The 18,708-nt window shown below is 61.1% G+C and carries 24 protein-coding genes and 1 tRNA gene; 21 read left to right on the top strand and 4 right to left on the bottom strand.

Annotated elements, in window-relative coordinates:
- Position 1: 1 nt before the first annotated feature.
- Together ACK4FH_RS12665 and ACK4FH_RS12670 are read right to left on the bottom strand one after the other, a co-directional pair.
- Positions 2 to 571: a gamma carbonic anhydrase family protein gene (locus ACK4FH_RS12665; protein WP_409814237.1), complete on the bottom strand. Its 570-nt coding sequence runs from the start codon at positions 569 to 571 to the stop codon at positions 2 to 4.
- On the bottom strand, positions 564 to 1,850 hold the full coding sequence (locus tag ACK4FH_RS12670; protein WP_409814239.1) for an MFS transporter: 1,287 nt from the start codon (positions 1,848 to 1,850) through the stop codon (positions 564 to 566). Before ACK4FH_RS12670 ends, ACK4FH_RS12665 begins: the two co-directional genes overlap by 8 nt.
- Positions 1,851 to 2,015: 165 nt before the next feature.
- Between ACK4FH_RS12670 and ACK4FH_RS12675 the strand changes: the two genes are divergently transcribed.
- The 11 genes from ACK4FH_RS12675 to ACK4FH_RS12725 all read left to right on the top strand — a co-directional run bounded on the left by ACK4FH_RS12675 (position 2,016) and on the right by ACK4FH_RS12725 (position 7,321).
- Complete coding sequence (locus ACK4FH_RS12675; protein WP_409814241.1) at positions 2,016 to 2,633, top strand: glutathione S-transferase family protein; 618 nt, start codon at positions 2,016 to 2,018, stop codon at positions 2,631 to 2,633.
- 140 nt (positions 2,634 to 2,773) lie between these two features.
- Positions 2,774 to 3,160, top strand: a complete 387-nt coding sequence (locus ACK4FH_RS12680; RefSeq protein WP_409814244.1) for a hypothetical protein — start codon at positions 2,774 to 2,776, stop codon at positions 3,158 to 3,160.
- Between the two features lie 18 nt (positions 3,161 to 3,178).
- On the top strand, positions 3,179 to 3,589 hold the full coding sequence (locus ACK4FH_RS12685) for a hypothetical protein (protein WP_409814246.1): 411 nt from the start codon (positions 3,179 to 3,181) through the stop codon (positions 3,587 to 3,589).
- 43 nt (positions 3,590 to 3,632) lie between these two features.
- Positions 3,633 to 4,052: a PaaI family thioesterase gene (locus ACK4FH_RS12690; RefSeq protein WP_409814248.1), complete on the top strand. Its 420-nt coding sequence runs from the start codon at positions 3,633 to 3,635 to the stop codon at positions 4,050 to 4,052.
- 56 nt (positions 4,053 to 4,108) lie between these two features.
- Positions 4,109 to 4,198, top strand: a tRNA-Ser gene (locus ACK4FH_RS12695).
- 35 nt (positions 4,199 to 4,233) lie between these two features.
- Positions 4,234 to 4,530: an RpiB/LacA/LacB family sugar-phosphate isomerase gene (locus ACK4FH_RS12700; RefSeq protein WP_409814251.1), complete on the top strand. Its 297-nt coding sequence runs from the start codon at positions 4,234 to 4,236 to the stop codon at positions 4,528 to 4,530.
- A gap of 10 nt (positions 4,531 to 4,540) precedes the next feature.
- The gene (locus ACK4FH_RS12705) at positions 4,541 to 4,672 is read left to right on the top strand and encodes an RpiB/LacA/LacB family sugar-phosphate isomerase (RefSeq protein ID WP_409814253.1); all 132 of its coding nucleotides are present in this window, start codon (positions 4,541 to 4,543) and stop codon (positions 4,670 to 4,672) included.
- A 107-nt stretch (positions 4,673 to 4,779) separates the two neighbouring features.
- The gene (locus ACK4FH_RS12710; protein WP_409814256.1) at positions 4,780 to 5,418 is read left to right on the top strand and encodes a hypothetical protein; all 639 of its coding nucleotides are present in this window, start codon (positions 4,780 to 4,782) and stop codon (positions 5,416 to 5,418) included.
- A gap of 24 nt (positions 5,419 to 5,442) precedes the next feature.
- Entirely contained in the window at positions 5,443 to 6,345 is a 903-nt protein-coding gene (locus ACK4FH_RS12715; RefSeq protein WP_409814259.1) for a haloalkane dehalogenase, read from the top strand.
- Between the two features lie 29 nt (positions 6,346 to 6,374).
- Positions 6,375 to 6,809 (top strand): hypothetical protein, encoded by a 435-nt coding sequence (locus ACK4FH_RS12720; RefSeq protein ID WP_409814262.1) that lies wholly within the window; start codon positions 6,375 to 6,377, stop codon positions 6,807 to 6,809.
- Positions 6,810 to 6,922: 113 nt separating this feature from the next.
- On the top strand, positions 6,923 to 7,321 hold the full coding sequence (locus ACK4FH_RS12725; RefSeq protein ID WP_409814264.1) for a hypothetical protein: 399 nt from the start codon (positions 6,923 to 6,925) through the stop codon (positions 7,319 to 7,321).
- A gap of 11 nt (positions 7,322 to 7,332) precedes the next feature.
- On the opposite strand, the gene ACK4FH_RS12730 is transcribed toward ACK4FH_RS12725, so the two are convergent.
- Positions 7,333 to 8,598 (bottom strand): MmgE/PrpD family protein, encoded by a 1,266-nt coding sequence (locus tag ACK4FH_RS12730; RefSeq protein WP_409814267.1) that lies wholly within the window; start codon positions 8,596 to 8,598, stop codon positions 7,333 to 7,335.
- Positions 8,599 to 8,954: 356 nt separating this feature from the next.
- Between ACK4FH_RS12730 and ACK4FH_RS12735 the strand changes: the two genes are divergently transcribed.
- The 8 genes from ACK4FH_RS12735 (at position 8,955) to ACK4FH_RS12770 (ending at position 16,939) form a co-directional block, all read left to right on the top strand.
- Positions 8,955 to 9,878: a septal ring lytic transglycosylase RlpA family protein gene (locus tag ACK4FH_RS12735; RefSeq protein WP_409814270.1), complete on the top strand. Its 924-nt coding sequence runs from the start codon at positions 8,955 to 8,957 to the stop codon at positions 9,876 to 9,878.
- Between the two features lie 39 nt (positions 9,879 to 9,917).
- Positions 9,918 to 11,075 (top strand): D-alanyl-D-alanine carboxypeptidase family protein, encoded by a 1,158-nt coding sequence (locus ACK4FH_RS12740; protein ID WP_409814273.1) that lies wholly within the window; start codon positions 9,918 to 9,920, stop codon positions 11,073 to 11,075.
- A 3-nt stretch (positions 11,076 to 11,078) separates the two neighbouring features.
- Complete coding sequence (gene tmk, locus ACK4FH_RS12745; protein WP_409814275.1) at positions 11,079 to 11,711, top strand: dTMP kinase; 633 nt, start codon at positions 11,079 to 11,081, stop codon at positions 11,709 to 11,711.
- A gap of 148 nt (positions 11,712 to 11,859) precedes the next feature.
- On the top strand, positions 11,860 to 12,534 hold the full coding sequence (locus ACK4FH_RS12750; protein ID WP_409814277.1) for a M23 family metallopeptidase: 675 nt from the start codon (positions 11,860 to 11,862) through the stop codon (positions 12,532 to 12,534).
- 41 nt (positions 12,535 to 12,575) lie between these two features.
- Positions 12,576 to 13,727: a DNA polymerase III subunit delta' gene (locus tag ACK4FH_RS12755; protein WP_409814280.1), complete on the top strand. Its 1,152-nt coding sequence runs from the start codon at positions 12,576 to 12,578 to the stop codon at positions 13,725 to 13,727.
- 34 nt (positions 13,728 to 13,761) lie between these two features.
- A complete protein-coding gene (metG, locus tag ACK4FH_RS12760; RefSeq protein WP_409814282.1) occupies positions 13,762 to 15,318 on the top strand; it encodes a methionine--tRNA ligase in 1,557 nt (518 codons plus the stop codon).
- On the top strand, positions 15,318 to 16,124 hold the full coding sequence (locus tag ACK4FH_RS12765; RefSeq protein WP_409814285.1) for a TatD family hydrolase: 807 nt from the start codon (positions 15,318 to 15,320) through the stop codon (positions 16,122 to 16,124). Before metG ends, ACK4FH_RS12765 begins: the two co-directional genes overlap by 1 nt.
- Positions 16,121 to 16,939: an MBL fold metallo-hydrolase gene (locus tag ACK4FH_RS12770; RefSeq protein ID WP_409814287.1), complete on the top strand. Its 819-nt coding sequence runs from the start codon at positions 16,121 to 16,123 to the stop codon at positions 16,937 to 16,939. The genes ACK4FH_RS12765 and ACK4FH_RS12770 overlap by 4 nt, the downstream gene beginning before the upstream one ends.
- 108 nt (positions 16,940 to 17,047) lie before the next feature.
- Here ACK4FH_RS12770 and ACK4FH_RS12775 read toward each other — a convergent pair whose 3' ends face one another.
- Positions 17,048 to 17,368: a hypothetical protein gene (locus ACK4FH_RS12775; RefSeq protein WP_409814289.1), complete on the bottom strand. Its 321-nt coding sequence runs from the start codon at positions 17,366 to 17,368 to the stop codon at positions 17,048 to 17,050.
- 312 nt (positions 17,369 to 17,680) lie between these two features.
- Here ACK4FH_RS12775 and ACK4FH_RS12780 point away from each other — a divergent pair, with 312 nt between their 5' ends.
- Positions 17,681 to 17,881 carry a hypothetical protein gene (locus ACK4FH_RS12780; protein ID WP_409814292.1) on the top strand — a complete coding sequence of 67 codons (201 nt, stop codon included), beginning with the start codon at positions 17,681 to 17,683 and terminating at the stop codon, positions 17,879 to 17,881.
- A gap of 74 nt (positions 17,882 to 17,955) precedes the next feature.
- A complete protein-coding gene (locus ACK4FH_RS12785) occupies positions 17,956 to 18,606 on the top strand; it encodes an MBL fold metallo-hydrolase (RefSeq protein WP_409814295.1) in 651 nt (216 codons plus the stop codon).
- Positions 18,607 to 18,708 lie beyond the last annotated feature (102 nt).

The following is an 18,708-nucleotide window of genomic DNA, read 5'->3' on the forward strand; positions in this document are numbered from 1 at the left end:
GTCAGTCTGCCGCCGTCAGCGCCTTCATTTCCTCCGCCATCGCCTTTTTGAATGCCTCCCGCTCCGTTACGCGGTGATCGCCATTCGCGTAGGCGAGTGCATTTTCATAGTAGAAGCGGGCATTCATCGTATTAGCGATGCCGTTGTCGCGGGTCTTGATGACGCGGGCCGGGGCGCCGGCAACGATGGAGTTTTCGGGGATCACCGTGCCTTCGGTGACAATTGAATGACCGGCGACAATGGAATTCCGCCCGATCCTCGATCCGTCCATCAGGGTCGAGTTGATTCCTATGAGACAGTTGTCGCCGATTTCAGCACCGTGGATCGTGCAATGATGCGTGATCGAGCAGTTCTCGCCGATGACGGTCGGCGTCTCGCCACCGACATGGATCATCACAAAATCCTGGATATTCGTCCGATTGCCGATCCTGACCTCATGCATCTCGCTCCGGATCACCACATAGGGCCAGAGGGACGCACCCTCGCCGATGAAGACCTTGCCATAAACGAGTGCCGTCTCATGGATAAAGGCGGGTTTGTCGAGCGTGACGTCGGGACCGAAATTACGCATGTGTCTTGCTTTCAATCAGGGCACGGACGGGGCCGCCCGCAAGTATGAAGATGAAGGCGAGAAGCGAGGCCGCCGCCATGACGAGGAAGGCGACGCCATAACCGTCGAGCCATTCATAAAGGAAGCCAACGGCGGCAGGACCGGTGGCGACGCCCGCTGTCATGAAGAGCTGGCTCAACGAATAAATGCGGCCATAGGCCTTGAGGCCGAAGGCTTCTGCAAGCATCAGCGGCTGCATCATCAGAAGATTGCCGACGGTGACGCCGAAAAGAATGGTCGCGCAGAACAGCTCAAACGGAGTTTCGGCGATCGAGTAAAAGGCGAGGGCAAGTCCCTGTCCGACGACAAGCGCGAAGACAAAGCGGCGAGAGGGGATGAAGCTCAGGGCCCAGCCGCCAGCGAGGCGGCCGACGATGCTCGCGAAGGCCATGGTGGCAACCGCCATTGCCGCCGTTTCATCGCTGCCGCTGCGCAAGGCGACGAGACGGAACTGATGCGCGATCACGCCGACCTGAGCCATCATCGCAAAAATGAAAGCGGATGTTGAAAGGATGAAGAAGCGGCTGCGGATCGCCTCGTGATAGCCGATGCCATCCGCGGGAAGCACTGCGCCGCTTTCGTCGCGCCTTATCGGGTCGCCGTCGGGCCCAAGGCCGAGCGACTGGGGCGAGGGCCGTATCAGGAGCCATGCGATGGGAATGATGCCGATGACAAAGCCCAGCGCGAGCCATGGTGTCGTTGCCTGCAGTCCCCAGCGGTCGATCAGGCTTGCCGCGACCGGCGTAATCAGAATGCCGCCAAGCGAAAGACCGGTCGAGGCGATGGACAGCGCGACGGAGCGGCGGCGGGCGAACCAGCGCGCGACGAGCGTAGTGCCGGGAATCAGGGCGGCACCCGCATAACCGGCACCGAAGAGAATGTGGAAGAGATAGAGCTGCCAGAGTTCGGAGACATGGCCCGCGCCAAGCGTGGCGATGGCACTGACGATCGCACCGCCTGTGATGACCCAGCGCGGATCGTATCGCTCGATAAGTGCGGCGACGCCGAGGCCCGCGATGCCGGAGGAAATGAAGAAACAGGCGGTGGCGCCTGACGTGGCCGCAACCGAGAAACCGCCTTCCTCAACGAAAGCCTTGAGATAGACCGAGAGATTGTAGAAGCCGAGGCCGGCCGTCACCGTCATGATGGCGAGCACCGCCGCCACGACATACCAGCCGTAGAACACGCCCTGACCCGGATTGTCCGGGCCGACCTTCTCCGTGGCGCGCTCTGCGCTCATTGCCGTCTCCCTTGCCCCGGTCTGCGCCGGATTTGGCGTAGATAATCACGAATAGCCGGCGCGCCAACAAGGAAAAGGTCGGGCGGTGGCGCGGAGTGCCTCATTCGGCTAATCATGGTGCCATTCCGGCATTTGAAAACAGACCGGGCTACAGGGAGACAATCCATGAAATTCTACAATTCGATCGGGCCGAACCCCCGCGTCGTCAAAATGTTCATGCATGAAAAGGGCATCGAGATTCCGTTCGTGGAAGTCGATCTCATGAAGGGCGAAAACCGCAAGGAACCGTTCCTGGCGAAGAATCCGGCGGGCCAGCTTCCCGCTCTCGAACTCGACAATGGCAGCGTCCTCGCCGAGATCACCGCAATCTGCGAATATCTCGATGAGAAGTTTCCCGGCGGTTCGCTGATCGGCATGACGCCGGAAGAACGGGCCGAGACGCGCATGTGGACGCGCCGCGTCGATCTCAATGTCTGCGAGCCGATGGCAAATGGGTTTCGTTTCTCCGAAGGCCTGCCGCTCTTCCAGAACCGCATGCGTTGCCTGCCGGAAGCAGCCGCTGGCCTCAAGGCGATTGCGCAGGACAAGCTTGCCTGGATCGACAAGCTGCTTGAGGGCAAGGAGTTCCTTGCAGGCAAGCGCATGACGCTCGCCGATATCCTACTGTTTGGTTTCCTTGATTTCGGCGCAGCCGTCGGACAGCCGATCAATCAGGATCTCAAGGATGTCGCTGCCTGGTTCGAGCGCATGAAGGCGCGTCCTTCGGCTGCCGCATCGGCCTGACGCCTATATCTCGGGCGGGCGTGGCGGCTGCGCCGCCGCGGCCGCCCGGTTTATTTTTGTCCTCTTGCGAACCGCCACAATTCTGCCAGAATAGTAAAAGTATATTACTATTATCGGGGGATATCGTGGGAGGAGTTATCATGAAGTATGTCGTCCAACTGTGTCTGCTGATCGGCCTCGGGTTCTTGGGGATGGGCCTTGCGACGGAACCGGCGCATGCGCAGGCCGTGCCTGAGTGCATCGACAGCGACAAGGCGGGCAATCCGCAGGCAACAGCCGCCTGGTGGAACCGGCGCAGCCCCGAGCAGAAGAAATACATCAGCGAACTGCCTTGCGAGCAGCGCTTCATTCCGATGGTCTGCATATTTCTCTGGGATCCGGATCTGCGTGGCTGCACGAACAAGGGTGTCGCCGAGTACAAGGCCGACAAGGCATGCACCGCGGAAGGCCATGCGCTGCTGTCAGAAGCTCACTCGTCCTGCAAGGAACGCTTCAAGAAGACCTTCACGCCTCCCTTCCCAGGCTGACCGGCAGGAGCGCAAAACATGAAGCTACTTGTTCAGGCTTGCCTGCTGCTTGGGCTTGGCACGCTCGTGATGACGGCATTGGCCCAGCCTTCCTCGGCGCAGGTCGGGTCCGACATCATTCCCGATTGCATCAATAGCGATACCAACGGCACGAGGCCCGCCGACGGAATCGCATGGTGGAACCGGCGCACGGAGGAGCAGAAGAAATATATTCGCGAACTGCCTTGTCAGGAGCGGTATATTCCGATGGTCTGCATCTTCCTCTGGGAGCCCGATCTGCGCGGCTGCACCAACAAGGGCGTTGCGGAATACAGGGCCAACAAGTTCTGTGAAGAGCAGGGCTATGCGTTGCTGAGCGAAGAGCATGTGGCCTGCAAGGAACGATACAAGAAGACGTTCGTTCCGCCCTTTCCCGGCCCGACAAGCTGAGCCGGTGGGCGGGTGACGACCGTCCGCAAAAGGGAAGGCGACGATGAGTACTGCTGGCGGCGACAACCCGGCTCTGGACCCTGACTGGGAGTCGCCTGCGGCGATGACACTCGGCAAGCAGGTGCTCGAGAAGGATTCGGAACGAGGCTATATCAAGGCCTCCTTCATTGCCGGCGACAATTTCGTCAATCGCGGCGGGCGCATCTTTGGCGGCTTTCTCTCAGCCATGCTGGACGGGCTTTGCGGCCATGCGGTTCGGCTTACCCATGAAAAGCCCGGTACGCCGCAGGTCACCCTGGAACTGAAGACAAGCTTTGTCGGCAGGGCCGATCAGGGAAAGCTGGTGGGCGAGGGCTGGGTGCGCCATCGCGGCAGGTCCATCGCCTTTGCCGAAGCGGAACTCCGCAACGAAGCCGGCGACCTCGTAGCCAAAGGCAGCGCCACCTTCAAGATCGGCACCTGAACGCTATGCCGTTTTCCTGTTGAGAAAGCACGCGCCAGCCGATAGTCAGTGCGTAGGGAAGGGTGGCCGAGTGGTTTAAGGCACCGGTCTTGAAAACCGGCGTGGGTTCACGCCCACCGTGGGTTCGAATCCCACCCCTTCCGCCATCCCGTTTCGCTCGCTGCCTCAGGAAGCATCGCCGGTGCGCATAGCCATTACATCCGACCATGCCGCTTTCGACCTCAAGGCGGAGCTGCGCGAGTATCTGATCGGGCTCGGTCACGAGGTCGCCGATCTCGGGCCGGAGACTGCAGACAGGGTCGATTATCCCGACTATGGCTACAAACTCGCATCCGTCATCGCGGAAGGCATTGCCGATCGTGGCGTTGCGCTCTGCGGATCGGGCATCGGCATTTCGATTGCGGTCAACCGCAACCCCGCCTGCCGTTGTGCGCTGGTCTCGGAACCGCTTTCCGCCCCCCCTTGCGCGCGAACATAACGATGCGAATGTGATCGCGCTTGGCGCGAGGCTGACCGACGGCGACATGGCCAAGGCTTGCATTGACGCTTTCCTTGCCACCGATTTTGGCGGTGGCCGCCACGCCGGCCGGGTCAGCAAGCTTTCCCATCCCGCAACCTGACGTTTCCCGACGACCATCTTCCTGCAAATTTCGCTGCCCTTGATATAATGACATTCATAGTGTCATTATATTCACCAGCAGGCTGCTTGAACGGCGGGGAGGGAATTTTGACCGCAGGTATCTGGATCTGGGGCATTGCCGCGCTGGCGGCGATTGCGTTCCTCGGCTGGTATCGCAATTGGCGCGGACCGCTCTCGAAGGATGAGATCGAGCGCTATATGGCGACGGCAATCGAGATGCATGGTGCCAATGAGTTCAACGATTTCGACATTGTGCGGCGTTTCCTCGAAGCCGATGACGGGCGCGAATTCGTGATGCTCAATCTGGTGCGTCTGGCACCGGGCGAGGTGGCTGACCCTGAAACCGGCGCGCCCACGCGCTCGGGAAAACTGATGCAGCGTTATTCACGGCCCTTCATGCAGGCATTGATCCGGCGGGGAGGGCACCCTGCCATGGTTGCGCGGAAGGTCGGCGGATATGTGGACGCCTGGCGCGTACCGCCCGATCCGGGTTGGACCATTGTCGGTTTCATGCGCTACCGCAGCCGCCGCGACATGATCGAACTCGTGGTCGACCCGCGTTTCTCGTCGTCGCATGCCTTCAAGTTTGCCGCGACCGCGGAAACCTTTTCATTCCCCACGCAGCCCGTGCTCCGGCTCTATCCGTCGCCGGTCCTCTGGGCGCCATTGCTGCTCGCGCTGATCGCTGCGCTCGCGCATCTCGCCATTCTGCTTTCCGCCAGCTAGACGCAATTCCACCGGGACACACCCATGAAAATTCTTCGCACACCTGATGATCGCTTTCGAGATCTGCCCGGCTTTGCATTCGCGCCGAGTTACACGGAAATCTGCGACGAGGACGGCACACCGATCCGTATTCATCATGTCGATGAAGGTCCGCGCGAGGCACCGCCGATCCTGCTGATGCATGGCAACCCTACCTGGGCCTATCTCTACCGCAAGATGATCCCTGGCCTTGTGGCGACGGGGCGGCGCGTGATTGCCGTCGACCTCGTGGGCTGCGGGCGCAGCGACAAGCCTGCCTCGCGCGACGACTACACGCTGGCGCGGCACTATGGCTGGATGTCGAAATGGCTCATCGCGCTCGACCTCAAGAACATCACGCTGTTCTGTCAGGACTGGGGCGGCACGATAGGGCTCTATCTCGTGTCTGCCTTTCCAGAGCGTTTCTCAGGCGTGATCGCTTCCAACACCGGGCTGCCGCTTGGCGAAGGCGAAAGCGAGTTCATGAAGATGTGGGTCGGGATGATGAAGGCGGCGGAGCGCTTTCCCTGGGAGATGTTCGAGCAGGGCATGAGCGCGCGTCTCTCCGAAGCGGAGGTGGCGGCCTATCGCGCACCTTTCCCGTCGCCGGAATATGAAGCCGGGATCGTCAAGTTTCCTGTGCTGATTGCGGTCCAGCCTGACAATCCCGGCGCGCCGCTCAATCGCGCGGCATGGGAGAAACTCAAGATGTTCGACAAGCCATTCCTCACTGTTTTTGGCGCGCTCGATCCTGTCTCGAAAGGCTGGGAGAAGCGGGCGCAAGCCGAAATTCCCGGTGCAAAGGGGCAGGACCACGCCATCATCGATCACGCAAATCACTTCATTCAGGAAGACGCACCGGAAGAACTCGTCGCGGCGATTGCAGCTTTCCTGACAAAGAACCGCTGACGATGCCAACAGAAAGGAAACCACGCAGAATGGTCATTCCCGCCAGCACGAACGATGAATATGGAGGCGCCGCCGTTTCGGCATGGTTTCTCGTGTTTGCCGGTGCCCTGTCCGTCATCCCGGGCGCGATCCATTATTTCCTGCCGGATGGCGGTGCCGGCGTGATCGCGGGCATTGACCTCTCGCAGCGAGGCGACACGATAGTTGCTGTCTTTGCCTGGATGGGCGCCATGCAGATCGTTCACGGCACCGCCATGGTTCTGGTAGGGCTTCGGTACAGGCCGCTCGTGCCGCTGTTTCTGCTGCTGCTGTTTGTCGAGCGCGCGCTAATTGCCCTGGATGGCTGGTTCATCAAGGGAGCCGTCTCCGGGCATCACCCGCCGGAACACTATGCAAGCGTTGTGGCCCTGCCTTTGATCGCCCTGTTTTTCTGGCTCTCCGTCAGGCCGCGAGAGGGCGGCTGACACAGGATTGGCTTCCATGTGATGCCCGTGTGCCACAAAGATGACATGAGGGCAGGCACTTCGCCCGATGTTTATGGTTAACGCGAAAACCCTTTTGCAAGCGGGGTCAGGGCTTGCCAAAATGGGACAAACGACGGCAAAAAGGCCGCGGGGTTTTGTTTGGGGGGAGTGCTGTTGTGCCATTCGATTTGACGTCGATCTGGATTCCGGTGGGCATCATCGGATTGCTGGGCCTGTACATGGTCGCGCAATTCATTCAGGAGCGGCGAGAGTCGCGCGAATTGATTGCCGCCGAAGCTGCGGCGGCTGCAGCTGAAGCTGCTGCGCCGCCTCCTGCCGAAAAGCCGGTCCCGGCGGCTGCTGTAACATCGGCGCCTGCCGCACCCGAGGCAAAGAAGAAGGCAAAGCTTCGCTGGCGCACGGCCTGGATCTGGCTGCCGTTTCTGATTGGATTTTTCGGTCAGGCCTATCTCAGTTTCATCAAGCCGATGATCGAGGCGGGCGGGCAATAACCCGCATTTGCTCAATAGAGATTGAGGTGCGGGAGAACGCCTCCTGACGCCATGCCCAGGATCGCGTCGACAAGGCGGTCAGAGCATTGCGCATCGCCATGCGCAAGGAGCATCCGCGCCTTGGCAATCATTTCGTCGCGGCTGAGGGGCGCTTCAGGGTCGCCTTTCGCATGCATTCGCTCGGCGGCATATTCCGCCCCCGAGGCAAGCCGTACGACCACGCGGCCTCCCCATGATGCAGGATAGGCGGCTGCCCAGGGCTCGGCGCGCTTGACCTTCACGCGCGCAGCAAGAGGGCCGCAGGCAGTGCGGGCTGCGTCGCCAAACGCCTCGAAATCGACAAGCGGGCAGGTGAGGGCGGCGGCAATCGAATGCTGCAGCGAGAACTTCGCTTCGTAGTCGCTCGTGGCGACGGGACGGTCGCAAACGTCGAGCGCAGCCTGATAGGTGCCGATCTCGATTTCCGAGATTGCGTCGAACGCAACGCCATCGGCGATCATGCGGGCGCGCAATTCTTCGCCGGCATCGATTGTCGGATGGGTATGGCGGCAAGATGGCCAAGGCTTGATCGAAGTGCGGACGAGTTGCCACGGCGCTTCCGGTGCGCGCATCACAGCGTCAGGGTCGGCGTCAGGGCAGGTCGCGCGAAAGAACCCTTTCTCGCCTTCGAGGATACGTGCAGGGCCTGTGAAACCAAGCGACGCCAGTTCGGCCGCGCGCACACCGGCCTCGGCTGCGTGACCCGCATGAAGGTGCTTCGTCATTGCGCCGGTTTCAAGAAACTGCCAGAGACCGGAGGACTGGCTCCCGGCATTGCCGAGCGCGTGCATGGCCGCGTCGTCATCAAGCTTGAGAAGCGAGGCGGCGGCAAGCGCCGCGCCGAAGGGGCCGCAGGTCGCCGTATTGTGCCAGATGCGGTAATGCGCGGGTCCGACCGCCATGCCGACACGGGCCGCCGCCTCAAAGCCGTGCAGCACGGCAATCAGCAGGTCGCGTCCGCCAAGCCCATGCTTCTCGGCCAGTGCGAATGCCGCCGGCACCACGACACACCCCGGATGCACTACCGACTCCCGGTGCAGATCGTCAGTTTCCAGAATGTGGCAAAGCCCGCCGAGCAAAAAAGCGACGCGGCCCGCATCGGGCACCGCATTTGACGCCGCATTGGCGCCGAACCACTGCGACAAAATGCGCCCCGGCGCAGAATTGCGGCCCGCGACGCTGTTTGCCAATGCGTCCAATGTAAACAGCGCCGCGGCGTCAAGATCGGCGGAAGTCACGGGTTTTTCACGGACAAGGCGCACCAATTGCTGCGTTAGCGAGGGGCCGGCGGGGCGGGGGGAGGACATATCGTTCACTGCGCTTTGCCTTCGATGGACAGGGAATCTTCACGGCTTCATGCTGAAGTCGCCAGAGCGGCGAGGCCCGTTCCAGGCGCCCCGCGGTGCAGACTATATCGTTCGCTGCGATGCCTTGCCCGGAAAAGCGCCGCTGATTATAAGGATTTAGTAGTGTTCGCAGGGTGATTCGCGCGGATATGCGCGGCGTGTCCACGGACCGGGGTTTTCCGATGCATACTAGAAACAGACCATCAGTTCGCCGCCGTGGCCTGCCGCGGGGGCTGGCCCTTGCGCTGATGGCGCCGTTGATGATGGCGCTTGCAGCCTGCAGCACAACGCCGACCAAGACCACAACGCCGGCTGGCCCGGCGAAGCAGGGCGGCGGCTACTACAAGGTCGGCAATCCCTATCAGATCAATGGCATCTGGTATTATCCGGCTGAGAACGAAAAATACGACTCCGTCGGTATCGCCTCCTGGTACGGTCCGGGCTTCCACGGCAAGAAGACCGCCAATGGCGAAACTTTCGACGAGAACCAGATCAGCGCCGCCCATCCGACGCTGCCGATGCCCGTGATCGCACGCGTCACCAATCTTGAAAACGGCAAGTCCATTGTGCTGCGGATCAATGACCGTGGTCCCTTCGCTGCCGGTCGAGAGATCGACCTTTCGAAAAAGGCTGCCGAAGTGCTCGGCTTCAAGCAGAAGGGCACAGCCAAGGTTCGCGTTCAGTATATCGGCCGCGCGCCACTCGAAGGCGGCATCGGCGACGGAATCGGAGTTGCCGAGACTTTCGTGGCGCCGCCCGTTGAAACGCCAGCAGAAGAGCGCCGCGTTGCAGGCACAGCACCTATCGCCAGCGTATCGACCGTAGCGACGGCGGAACTCGCAGCACCCCAGGCACCCGCATCGGTGCCCGCCGCCACCATGTCGCCGGTTTCCGACGCGCCGCCCGCATCGCCTCAAGTGGAGCAAGTTGGCGTTGGCGGTCCCGGCAACATCTATGTTCAGGCCGGATCTTTTCAGAGTTTGCAGAACGCGGAATCTGTACGCCAGCAGCTGAGCGGCGTCGGGCGCGTCGAAATCCAGACGACGATGGTGGACGGTACGCCCTTTTATCGCGTTCGCGTCGGGCCGCTGAACGACGTTCCCGCTGCGGACAATTCGCTGCAGACCGTCATTGCGCAGGGCCATCGCAGCGCCCGCATTGTTGTCGACTGACGGCCCACAAAACCTGAATAAAAGGAAATGCCAGAGATCATGATGATCCGCGCAAAGATCGCAGCCGCTATTCTGTTTTTCCTGCTGGCGGGCATTATTGCCTTGCCGAGGCCAGCGGCGGCGCTGGAGACGACGGCCGAATTTGCGATGCTGATGGACTATGAGACAGGCGCGGTCCTTTGGGGCAAGAATGTCGACGAGCCGATGTATCCGTCGAGCATGAGCAAGCTCATGACGCTGGAGATGCTGTTCAACGCTATCCGAGATGGAACCGTCTCGCTGGAAGATGAGTTCCGGATCAGTGAATACGCATGGCGTGTCGGTGGTGCGGCATCAGGGTCGTCAACCATGTTCGCAGAACTGAATTCAAATGTGCCGGTCGACGCGATCCTGCGCAGCATCATTATCCAGTCGGGCAACGATGCCTGCATTGCCACCGCCGAAGCCCTTTCCGGGTCCGAAAGCGCCTTCGCTGAAGCGATGAACGAACGTGCCAAGGAACTCGGCATGAAAAACTCTCACTTCGTGAACTCGACGGGCTGGCCGCATCCCGAACACATCATGACGGCCTACGATCTTGGCCTGCTGTCGCGCCATCTCATCATGGACTTCCCGGAGTATTACCCGATCTTCCGCGAGACGGAGTTCACCTGGAATGGTATCCGTCAGGGCAACCGCAATCCGGGGCTCTATCTCGATCCGACGATCGATGGACTGAAAACGGGGCACACCCAAGCTGCGGGTTATGGTCTCGTCGCCTCCGCGAAACGTGGCGACCAACGCCTCATCCTTGTCGTGAACGGGCTGCAAAGCGAGAAGGCGCGCGCCGACGAGACCGTGAAACTGATGGATTGGGGTTTCCGATCGTTCAAGCGATATGACCTGTTCGCCGCTGGCGCAGTGGTCGAGAATGCGCCTGTCTGGCAAGGTACCTATGGCGAGGTGCCGCTCGTCAGCAAGAAGGATATCAACGTCATCATTTCGCCCCAGCAGCGCAGGGACATGAAGGTCACGGTCGTCTATCAGACGCCGATTGCCGCGCCGATCGCGGTTGGTCAGGAAATCGGTGCCTTGAGGATCGAAGTGCCGGGAATCCCGGTTCAGGAACATCCCCTTGTTGCTGGCGGCGCCGTCGAGCGGCAGGGCATCTTCGGCCGCGCGATGAATGCGCTGAAGCATATGATCCTCGGCAGCTGACGCGTGGCGCGCGGCAGGTTCATCACGCTTGAGGGCGGCGAAGGGGCGGGCAAGTCCACACAGATCAAGCGGCTCGCGGCGAAGCTCGAAGCGCAGGGCATTGCCGTTGTCGTGACAAGAGAGCCGGGCGGTGCGCCGGGCGCCGAGGCGATCCGCGAGTTGCTCGTGCAGGGCGAACCGGGCCGCTGGACACCGCGCACCGAAGCGCTTCTGCATTTCGCAGCAAGGGAAGAGCATCTCGCCCGCACGATCCGGCCCGTGCTTGGACGCGGCGATTGGGTGATTTCAGACCGTTTCGTCGATTCGACCATGGCCTATCAAGGCGTGGCGCAGGGCCTTGGCGCGGAGTTTATCGGTAAACTTCAAGCGCTTGTCGTGGGCAAGGACATGCCAGTCCTTACCCTTGTGCTGGATATCGCACCCGAAGCCGGCCTTGCGCGCGCCTCCGGCCGAGCAACGCCGGGCGAAGACCGCTATGAGCGAATGAACCTGGAATTTCACCAGACCCTTCGCCAAGCCTTTCTGAACATTGCCAAAAAAGACCCCAAACGATGTTCCGTCATCGACGCCTCACAGGACGAGGACACCGTTGCCGCCGCCATCTGGGCAATTGTACAGGCACGGCTCCTTGCCTGATGTCATGGAAGTTTCACGGTTTTTGACCGGGAATTACGGTTAATCGCATTTGCCCTATGGCTATCCGTCGACTATAGAACACGGGTCTTTTTTGCTCCCTTGAACACAGCCCTGCACCGAAGCCGGGCACGAAGATAATGGATCGCCGATGAAACGACGACACCGGAACGCTTTTGGCCTCGCTCAAATTCCGGTGGCCGCCATCCTTCTGGCCGCCTTGTTCCTTCTTCCTGCTGTTTCCGCCAATGCGAGCGACGCTTCACACGACCTTGCAGCGGTCAGCTACATCCTCCCGCTTACCAAGCCCGAACCCGCCATTGCCGCCTACCCTGAGCGCGGGCTTCATTTCGGCGACCCTATCGATGTCTCGAAAGCGCGCATGACATCCGGCTTCGGCTGGCGCACCCATCCGGTGCTGAAGGACAAGCGTTTTCACAAAGGCGTCGACTACGCAGCCCCCAAAGGCACGCCGGTTTATGCAACCGAAGACGGCATCGTCGGCAGGGCAGGCTGGCGCGGCAATTACGGCAAGCTCGTCACCATCAAACATTCCGACCATGTCGAAACATTCTATGCGCATCTCTCGGCCTTCGCGCCGGGCATCCGGCCAGGTGCCAGCGTGAAGAAGGGCGATGTGATCGGTTATGTCGGCATGACCGGCCTCGCGACCGGCAATCACCTCTATTACGAAGTTGTCGTCAACAACGAGCATATCGACCCGCTCGCTTCCGACCTCAACGAACAGGTGAACGTGCTCAGCGCCTCGATCGAGCGTCCGAAAGGCCGCATCGCCGAGAGCCGGAGCGGCTCCGAAGCACGCTAAGAACCTCGCCGCCGGCGGCGGCCCCGTGCTACCAAAGGGGCATGAGCGACACAGAGATTCCCGAAAGCGACCGGCTCGGCCAATTTCCGCATCCACGCGAGGTTTCGCGCCTTGCCGGACAGAAGGAGGCCGAAAGGGCGCTGTTCGATGCCTTCATGAGCGGCAGGATGCAACATGCCTGGTTGCTGACTGGCCCCAAAGGCATTGGCAAGGCAACGCTCGCCTATCGCATGGCGCGGTTCGCGCTCCACTACGGAACCCCCAATGCGGCGCTGGCCGCCGGAGCCCGCGACCTTTCTGTGCCCGAAAGTTCTCCGGTTTTCCATCAAGTCGCAGCGGGAAGTCATCCGAACCTTTTGACAGTCCGGCGTCCGTGGGACGACAAGGCCAAAAAGCTCAAAACCGTCATCACGGTGGATGAGGTCCGGCGCATCGGGCATTTCTTTGGGCTGACCGCGACCGAGCGCGGCGCATGGCGCGTCGTCATCATCGACAGTGCCGACGAAATGAACGTGAATGCTGCCAATGCGCTTCTGAAGGCACTTGAAGAACCGCCCGCTAACGGCCTGTTTCTGGTGCTTTCGCATCAGCCGGGACGGCTGCTGCCGACGATCCGCTCGCGTTGCCGCATGTTGCGCATGACGCCGCTCGACGAAGCCGAGATCGAAAGCCTGATGGCACAAACGGAACTCCCGGATGCTGGCAAGAAGCGTAAAAGCGCAGGACCGACCGAAAATGAACGGCGGCAGATCGCGCAGCTCGCAGAAGGTAGCGCGGGCAGGGCGCTATCGCTGGCCGAAGGTGGCGGGCTGGACCTATACAAGGACGTCGCGGCGCTTCTCACCACATTGCCACGCGTTGACGTGGCGGGGGTCCATGCATTGGCTGACAAGGCCGGCCGCAAAGGCTCAGATGGCGACTATGAAGCCATGATGGAACTCATCACGCTCTGGCTGCAGCGGCTGATCCGCGCGGGCGCCGGGCTGGATGCCGGGCGGGACATTGTGCCGGGCGAGGGCGCCGCGATGGCCCGCCTCGCTGCCGGGGCGAGCCTTGATCGCTGGGTCGAGGTATGGGAAAAGATCGTCCAATCCACGGCCCACGGCGAAGCCTTGAACACGGATCGCAAGCTCGTGATCCTGAACGCTTTTTCGATGCTCGAAGCGGCCGCGAGCGAACGCGCCGGAGCGTAAGCCCGGCGCTCTTTATTTCTGAGCGGATGAGTAAATGACGGCCCTCAAAGCCTTTTACGTCACGACACCGATCTACTACGTGAACGACGTGCCGCATATCGGCCACGCCTATACGACGCTTGCCTGCGATGTCCTGGCACGCTTCAAGCGGCTCGAAGGCTATGACGTGATGTTCCTGACGGGCACCGACGAGCATGGGCAGAAAGTCGAAAAGGCGGCGGCGATTGCCGGCGTCACGCCGCAGGCTTTCACCGACCGCGTGTCGCAGAATTTCCGCGATCTCTGCCAGACCATGAACTATACGAACGACCAGTTCATCCGCACGACCGAGCCGCGCCATGCGGCAGCCTGCCAGGATCTCTGGAAGAAACTCGAGGCGAGCGGCAACATCTATCTCGGCTCCTATTCAGGCTGGTATGCCGTGCGCGACGAAGCCTTCTACGGCGAGGATGAACTGACCTCAGGGCCGAACGGCAAGAAGATCGCGCCGACAGGTGCCGAGGTCGAATGGGTGGAAGAGCCGTCCTATTTCTTCAAACTGTCGGCCTGGGCCGAGCCGCTCCTGAAATTCTATGAGGCCAATCCCGATTTCATCGCGCCCACGGCACGCCGCAACGAAGTCGTGAGTTTCGTGAAGGGTGGTCTGCACGATTTGTCGATAAGCCGCACGACCTTCGACTGGGGTGTGCAGGTGCCGGGCGACGAGAAGCACGTCATGTATGTCTGGCTCGACGCGCTGACCAATTACATGACGGCTGTCGGCTATCCCGATACCAGCAACGAGGCCTATAAGCGCTACTGGCCAGCCGATCTGCACATGATCGGCAAGGACATCCTGCGCTTCCATGCCGTCTACTGGCCGGCCTTCCTTCTGGCCGCGGGCCTCGAAACGCCGAAGCGCGTTTTCGCGCATGGCTGGTGGACGGTCGAAGGCCAGAAAATGTCGAAATCGCTGGGTAATGTGATCGCGCCGGACCATCTGGTTTCGACCTATGGGCTCGATGCCTCGCGCTATTTCCTGCTCCGCGAAGTGCCGTTCGGCAGCGACGGCGATTTCTCGCACAAGTCGATCGTGCACCGGACGAATGGCGACCTTGCAAACGATCTCGGCAATCTCGCGCAGCGCTCGCTCTCGATGATCGCGAAGAATTGCGGCGCCGCTGTGCCGCAGCCGGGCGCCTTCAGCGAGGCCGACAATGCATTGCTCGGCAAGGCGCACGCGCTACTGGAGCGGGTGCGGGCCGAGTTCGATGCGCAGCTTTTCCACAAAGGTCTCGAGGCGATCTGGTCGCTCTGCGGCGATGCCAACCGCTATATCGACGAGCAGGCACCGTGGGCGCTCAAGAAGACCGATCCTGAGCGAATGGCGACAGTGCTCTACGTGCTTGCCGAGACAATCCGCCATATCGCCATTCTCGTGCAGCCGGTGGTGCCGGACTCGGCGGGGAAGATGCTGGACCAGCTGGCGCTTGGGCCCGGCGAGCGGAGCTTTGCCGCATTGGGCCCGCAAGGCGCGTTGAAGCCTGGCACGCCGCTGCCGGCGCCGCAGGGCGTGTTTCCGCGTTATGTGGAGCCGGAGGCCGCTTCCTGATGACGCTACCCGTCCTCATCGACAGCCATTGCCATCTCGACTTCCCTGATTTCGGTCCGGAGGTGGAGGAGGTCGTCGCGCGGGCGCATGGGGCAGGCGTCGGGCTCATGCTCACGATCTCTACCAAGGTCAGCGAGTTCGACCGGGTGAGGGCGGTGGCGGAGCGGTTTCCCCATGTCTATTGCACAGTGGGCATCCACCCGCATGAAGCGGCAAGCGAGCCCGAAACCGACATGGCGACACTGGTTGAAATGGCGAAGCACCCCAAGGTCGTCGGTATCGGCGAGACGGGGCTCGACTATTTCTACGAGCATTCCCCGCGCGAGGCGCAGCAGCGGAACTTCCGCGCCCATATCGCCGCCGCGCGCGAAACGGGCCTGCCGCTCGTCGTGCATACGCGCGATGCGGATGAAGACACAGGCGCGATTTTGGCCGAAGAGATGGGGAAGGGTGCATTTCCGGGGCTTCTGCATTGCTTCAGCTCAGGCCCGCAACTCGCTGAAAAGGCTCTGGAAATAGGTCTCTATATCTCGCTTTCCGGCATTCTCACCTTCAAGAACGCCGTGGAGCTGCGCGAGACGGCGGGAAAGGTGCCGCTGGATCGGCTGCTCGTCGAAACCGACGCACCTTATCTCGCTCCTGTGCCGAAGCGCGGCAAGCGGAACGAACCGAGCTTCGTCGTCCATACAGCCGAAAAGCTTGCCGAGGTGAAAGGTGTCAGCGCCGCGGAACTTGCCGAGGCAACCACCGCCAATTTCCTGAGGCTTTTCAGCCGCGTGCCCGAGGAGGCTGTGCGCCGGGCATGAAAATGCGCGCGACCATCCTTGGCTGCGGTTCCTCGGGCGGCGTCCCGCGACTGGGCATTGGCGGGCCATTCTGGGGTGCCTGCGACCCGGCGGAGCCGAAGAACCGGCGGCGGCGTTGCTCGCTGCTTGTCGAGCAGTGGGACAAGGACCCGAACGAGAAGACGGCCGTTCTTGTCGACACGTCGCCCGACATGCGCGACCAGCTGATCGATGCGAAGACCGGCTGGGTCGACGCCGTGCTCTTTACTCATGACCATGCCGACCAGTGCCATGGGATCGACGATCTGCGGATGCTCGCGATCAACAAGCGCCGCCGGGTCGATTGCTGGATGGATGCGCCGACCGCCGACACGCTGCTGACGCGCTTCGGCTACTGTTTCCGGGAGATGCCCGGATCGGGCTATCCGGCGATCCTGAACGATCACATGATCGAAAGCCCCGGCAAGCCGATCCGCATCGACGGGCCAGGTGGCACCATCACGGCGCTGCCATTCGACCAGGACCACGGCAACATCCGTTCGCTCGGCTTCCGCTTTGGGCCCTTTGCCTATTCGGCCGATGCAGTTGGCATCCCGGACGATAGCTTCGATCTACTTGACGGAATAGATTGCTGGATCGTCGACGCACTTCGCTATGCGCCGCACCCGACGCATGCCCATGTTGACATGGCGCTCGAGTGGCTGAAACGGGCGAGGGTGAAGCATGGCATCCTCACCAATATGCATGTCGATCTCGATTATGGCCGCCTCAAGAGCGAGCTTCCGGAAGGCGTGGAACCCGCCTTTGATGGCATGACGATTGATTTCGAGATTTAACTCTGGCGCATTTTACTAATTAAAACAAATTGTTACGCTGAATCATTGAGTCCGTATGGGAGCGGCGCGGAAGCCTTGCCTCCGCGCCGCATGGTCCCGAAATCGGGGTCAGTAAGCTGGCTGTTCGCCAATCACCATCGCCGAATGTGCATCGAATTCGACAGTTACGCGCTCGCCCTCGATATTCGTGGCGTTGAAGAAGAGCGTACCTTCCGCCGCAGCGTCGCCTTCAGCCTCGATGGGCTCGATGTCGCTATAGCCGAGCGCCTGAAGCGTGACCTCCGGGTCGGCAGCCGGCGTCAGATCGACGGCACCTTCGACCGGCACTTCGGCGGGTTCGATTCCATACATGTCGGCGGCCAGCGCCGGGCCGGCGATGAGTGCGAGGCTGGCGGTGCCGGCGAGAAGAAGCTTCTTGAAGTTGGTCATCGGATCTTTCCTCCAGAGACAATGTGCGCCCCCAAGCGCCCTTGATGTCTGTAGAACGGCCGGTATCAAAAATCGTTTCGGACCGCCATCGAATTACCCAATATGTGACAGGAATGAGGGAGACTGCATATATCTTCCTGGATGGCCACAAGCGTCTGGCCACAGGAACGCCTGAAAACCCATCTAATATATTTCCATAATATATATTATCGGCGGTTGTGTGGGGGTTTTTCATTCGGTTCCGGTCTGGAAGCCCGGCATCACAAACCTATAACCCTCTTCGACTGCCGCCAGCTGGAGCCCGCCACCAATTTGCCCGACAGAAATACACGCGACACTGCGCTCGCCTTGATGGCCCAGTATGGCGACGACGCCGAAGTGATCGCCATGATGCGCGCGGCGGAATATGCGGCGGCTGGAGATATCGCCGCGCTGAAGATCTGGGACGACATCATCGAATGGCTGCGATCCTTCGATGTGGCTGCAGGCGCCTCCCCGGACCAGCTCAACTGACCGCGCGGCGTTCCAATACCCAGCGAATTGCACTAGGTTCAGGCATCGAAATTCACAATTCAAAGGCATGCCCGATGGCTCTCAAGGCCGCGATCCTTCCCGTTACGCCGTTTCAGCAAAACTGCACCCTGATCTGGAACGACGAGACGATGCGCGGCGCCGTGAGCGATCCGGGCGGCGATCTTCAGCGGATCAAGGCCGCGGCAACAGAAATCGGCGTCACCATCGAAAAGATCCTGCTGACGCATGGGCATCTGGATCACGCGGCTGCGGCAGGCGATCTGGCGAAGGAACTCGGCATTCCTGTTGAAGGCCCGCATGAGGACGATCTTTTCCTGATCGAGGCCCTCCCCGACCAGGCCGCCAAGTATGGCTTCGGCCCCGTTGGAAGCTTCCGCCCGGACCGCTGGCTCAAGAACGGCGACACTGTCGAGGTGGCCGGGCTGACGCTCGACGTCGTCCATTGCCCCGGTCACACGCCCGGCCATGTCGTCTTCTTCCACAAGCCTTCCCGGCTTGCGCTTGTCGGCGATGTCCTGTTTCAAGGCTCAATCGGCCGGACGGACTTTCCCCGCGGCGACCATGGTGCGCTGGTGCGGTCCATCCGCGAACGGCTCTGGCCACTCGGCGACGATGTGACGTTTGTACCCGGCCACGGTCCGCTTTCGACGTTCGGTGCCGAACGGCGGACCAATCCTTTTGTCGCCGACGAGAATTTCGCCTGACGGAAACCGTACGCTTCCGCTGCGAAAGACGTGGACATTCGCCTTCCAATCGGCTTCCTTAGCGACACTGACAAATAATCAATAACGACGCCCAAATGGGGC

Origin of the sequence: Parvibaculum sp. (assembly GCF_046297875.1) — a bacterium.
Classification (GTDB): Bacteria; Pseudomonadota; Alphaproteobacteria; order Parvibaculales; family Parvibaculaceae; genus Parvibaculum.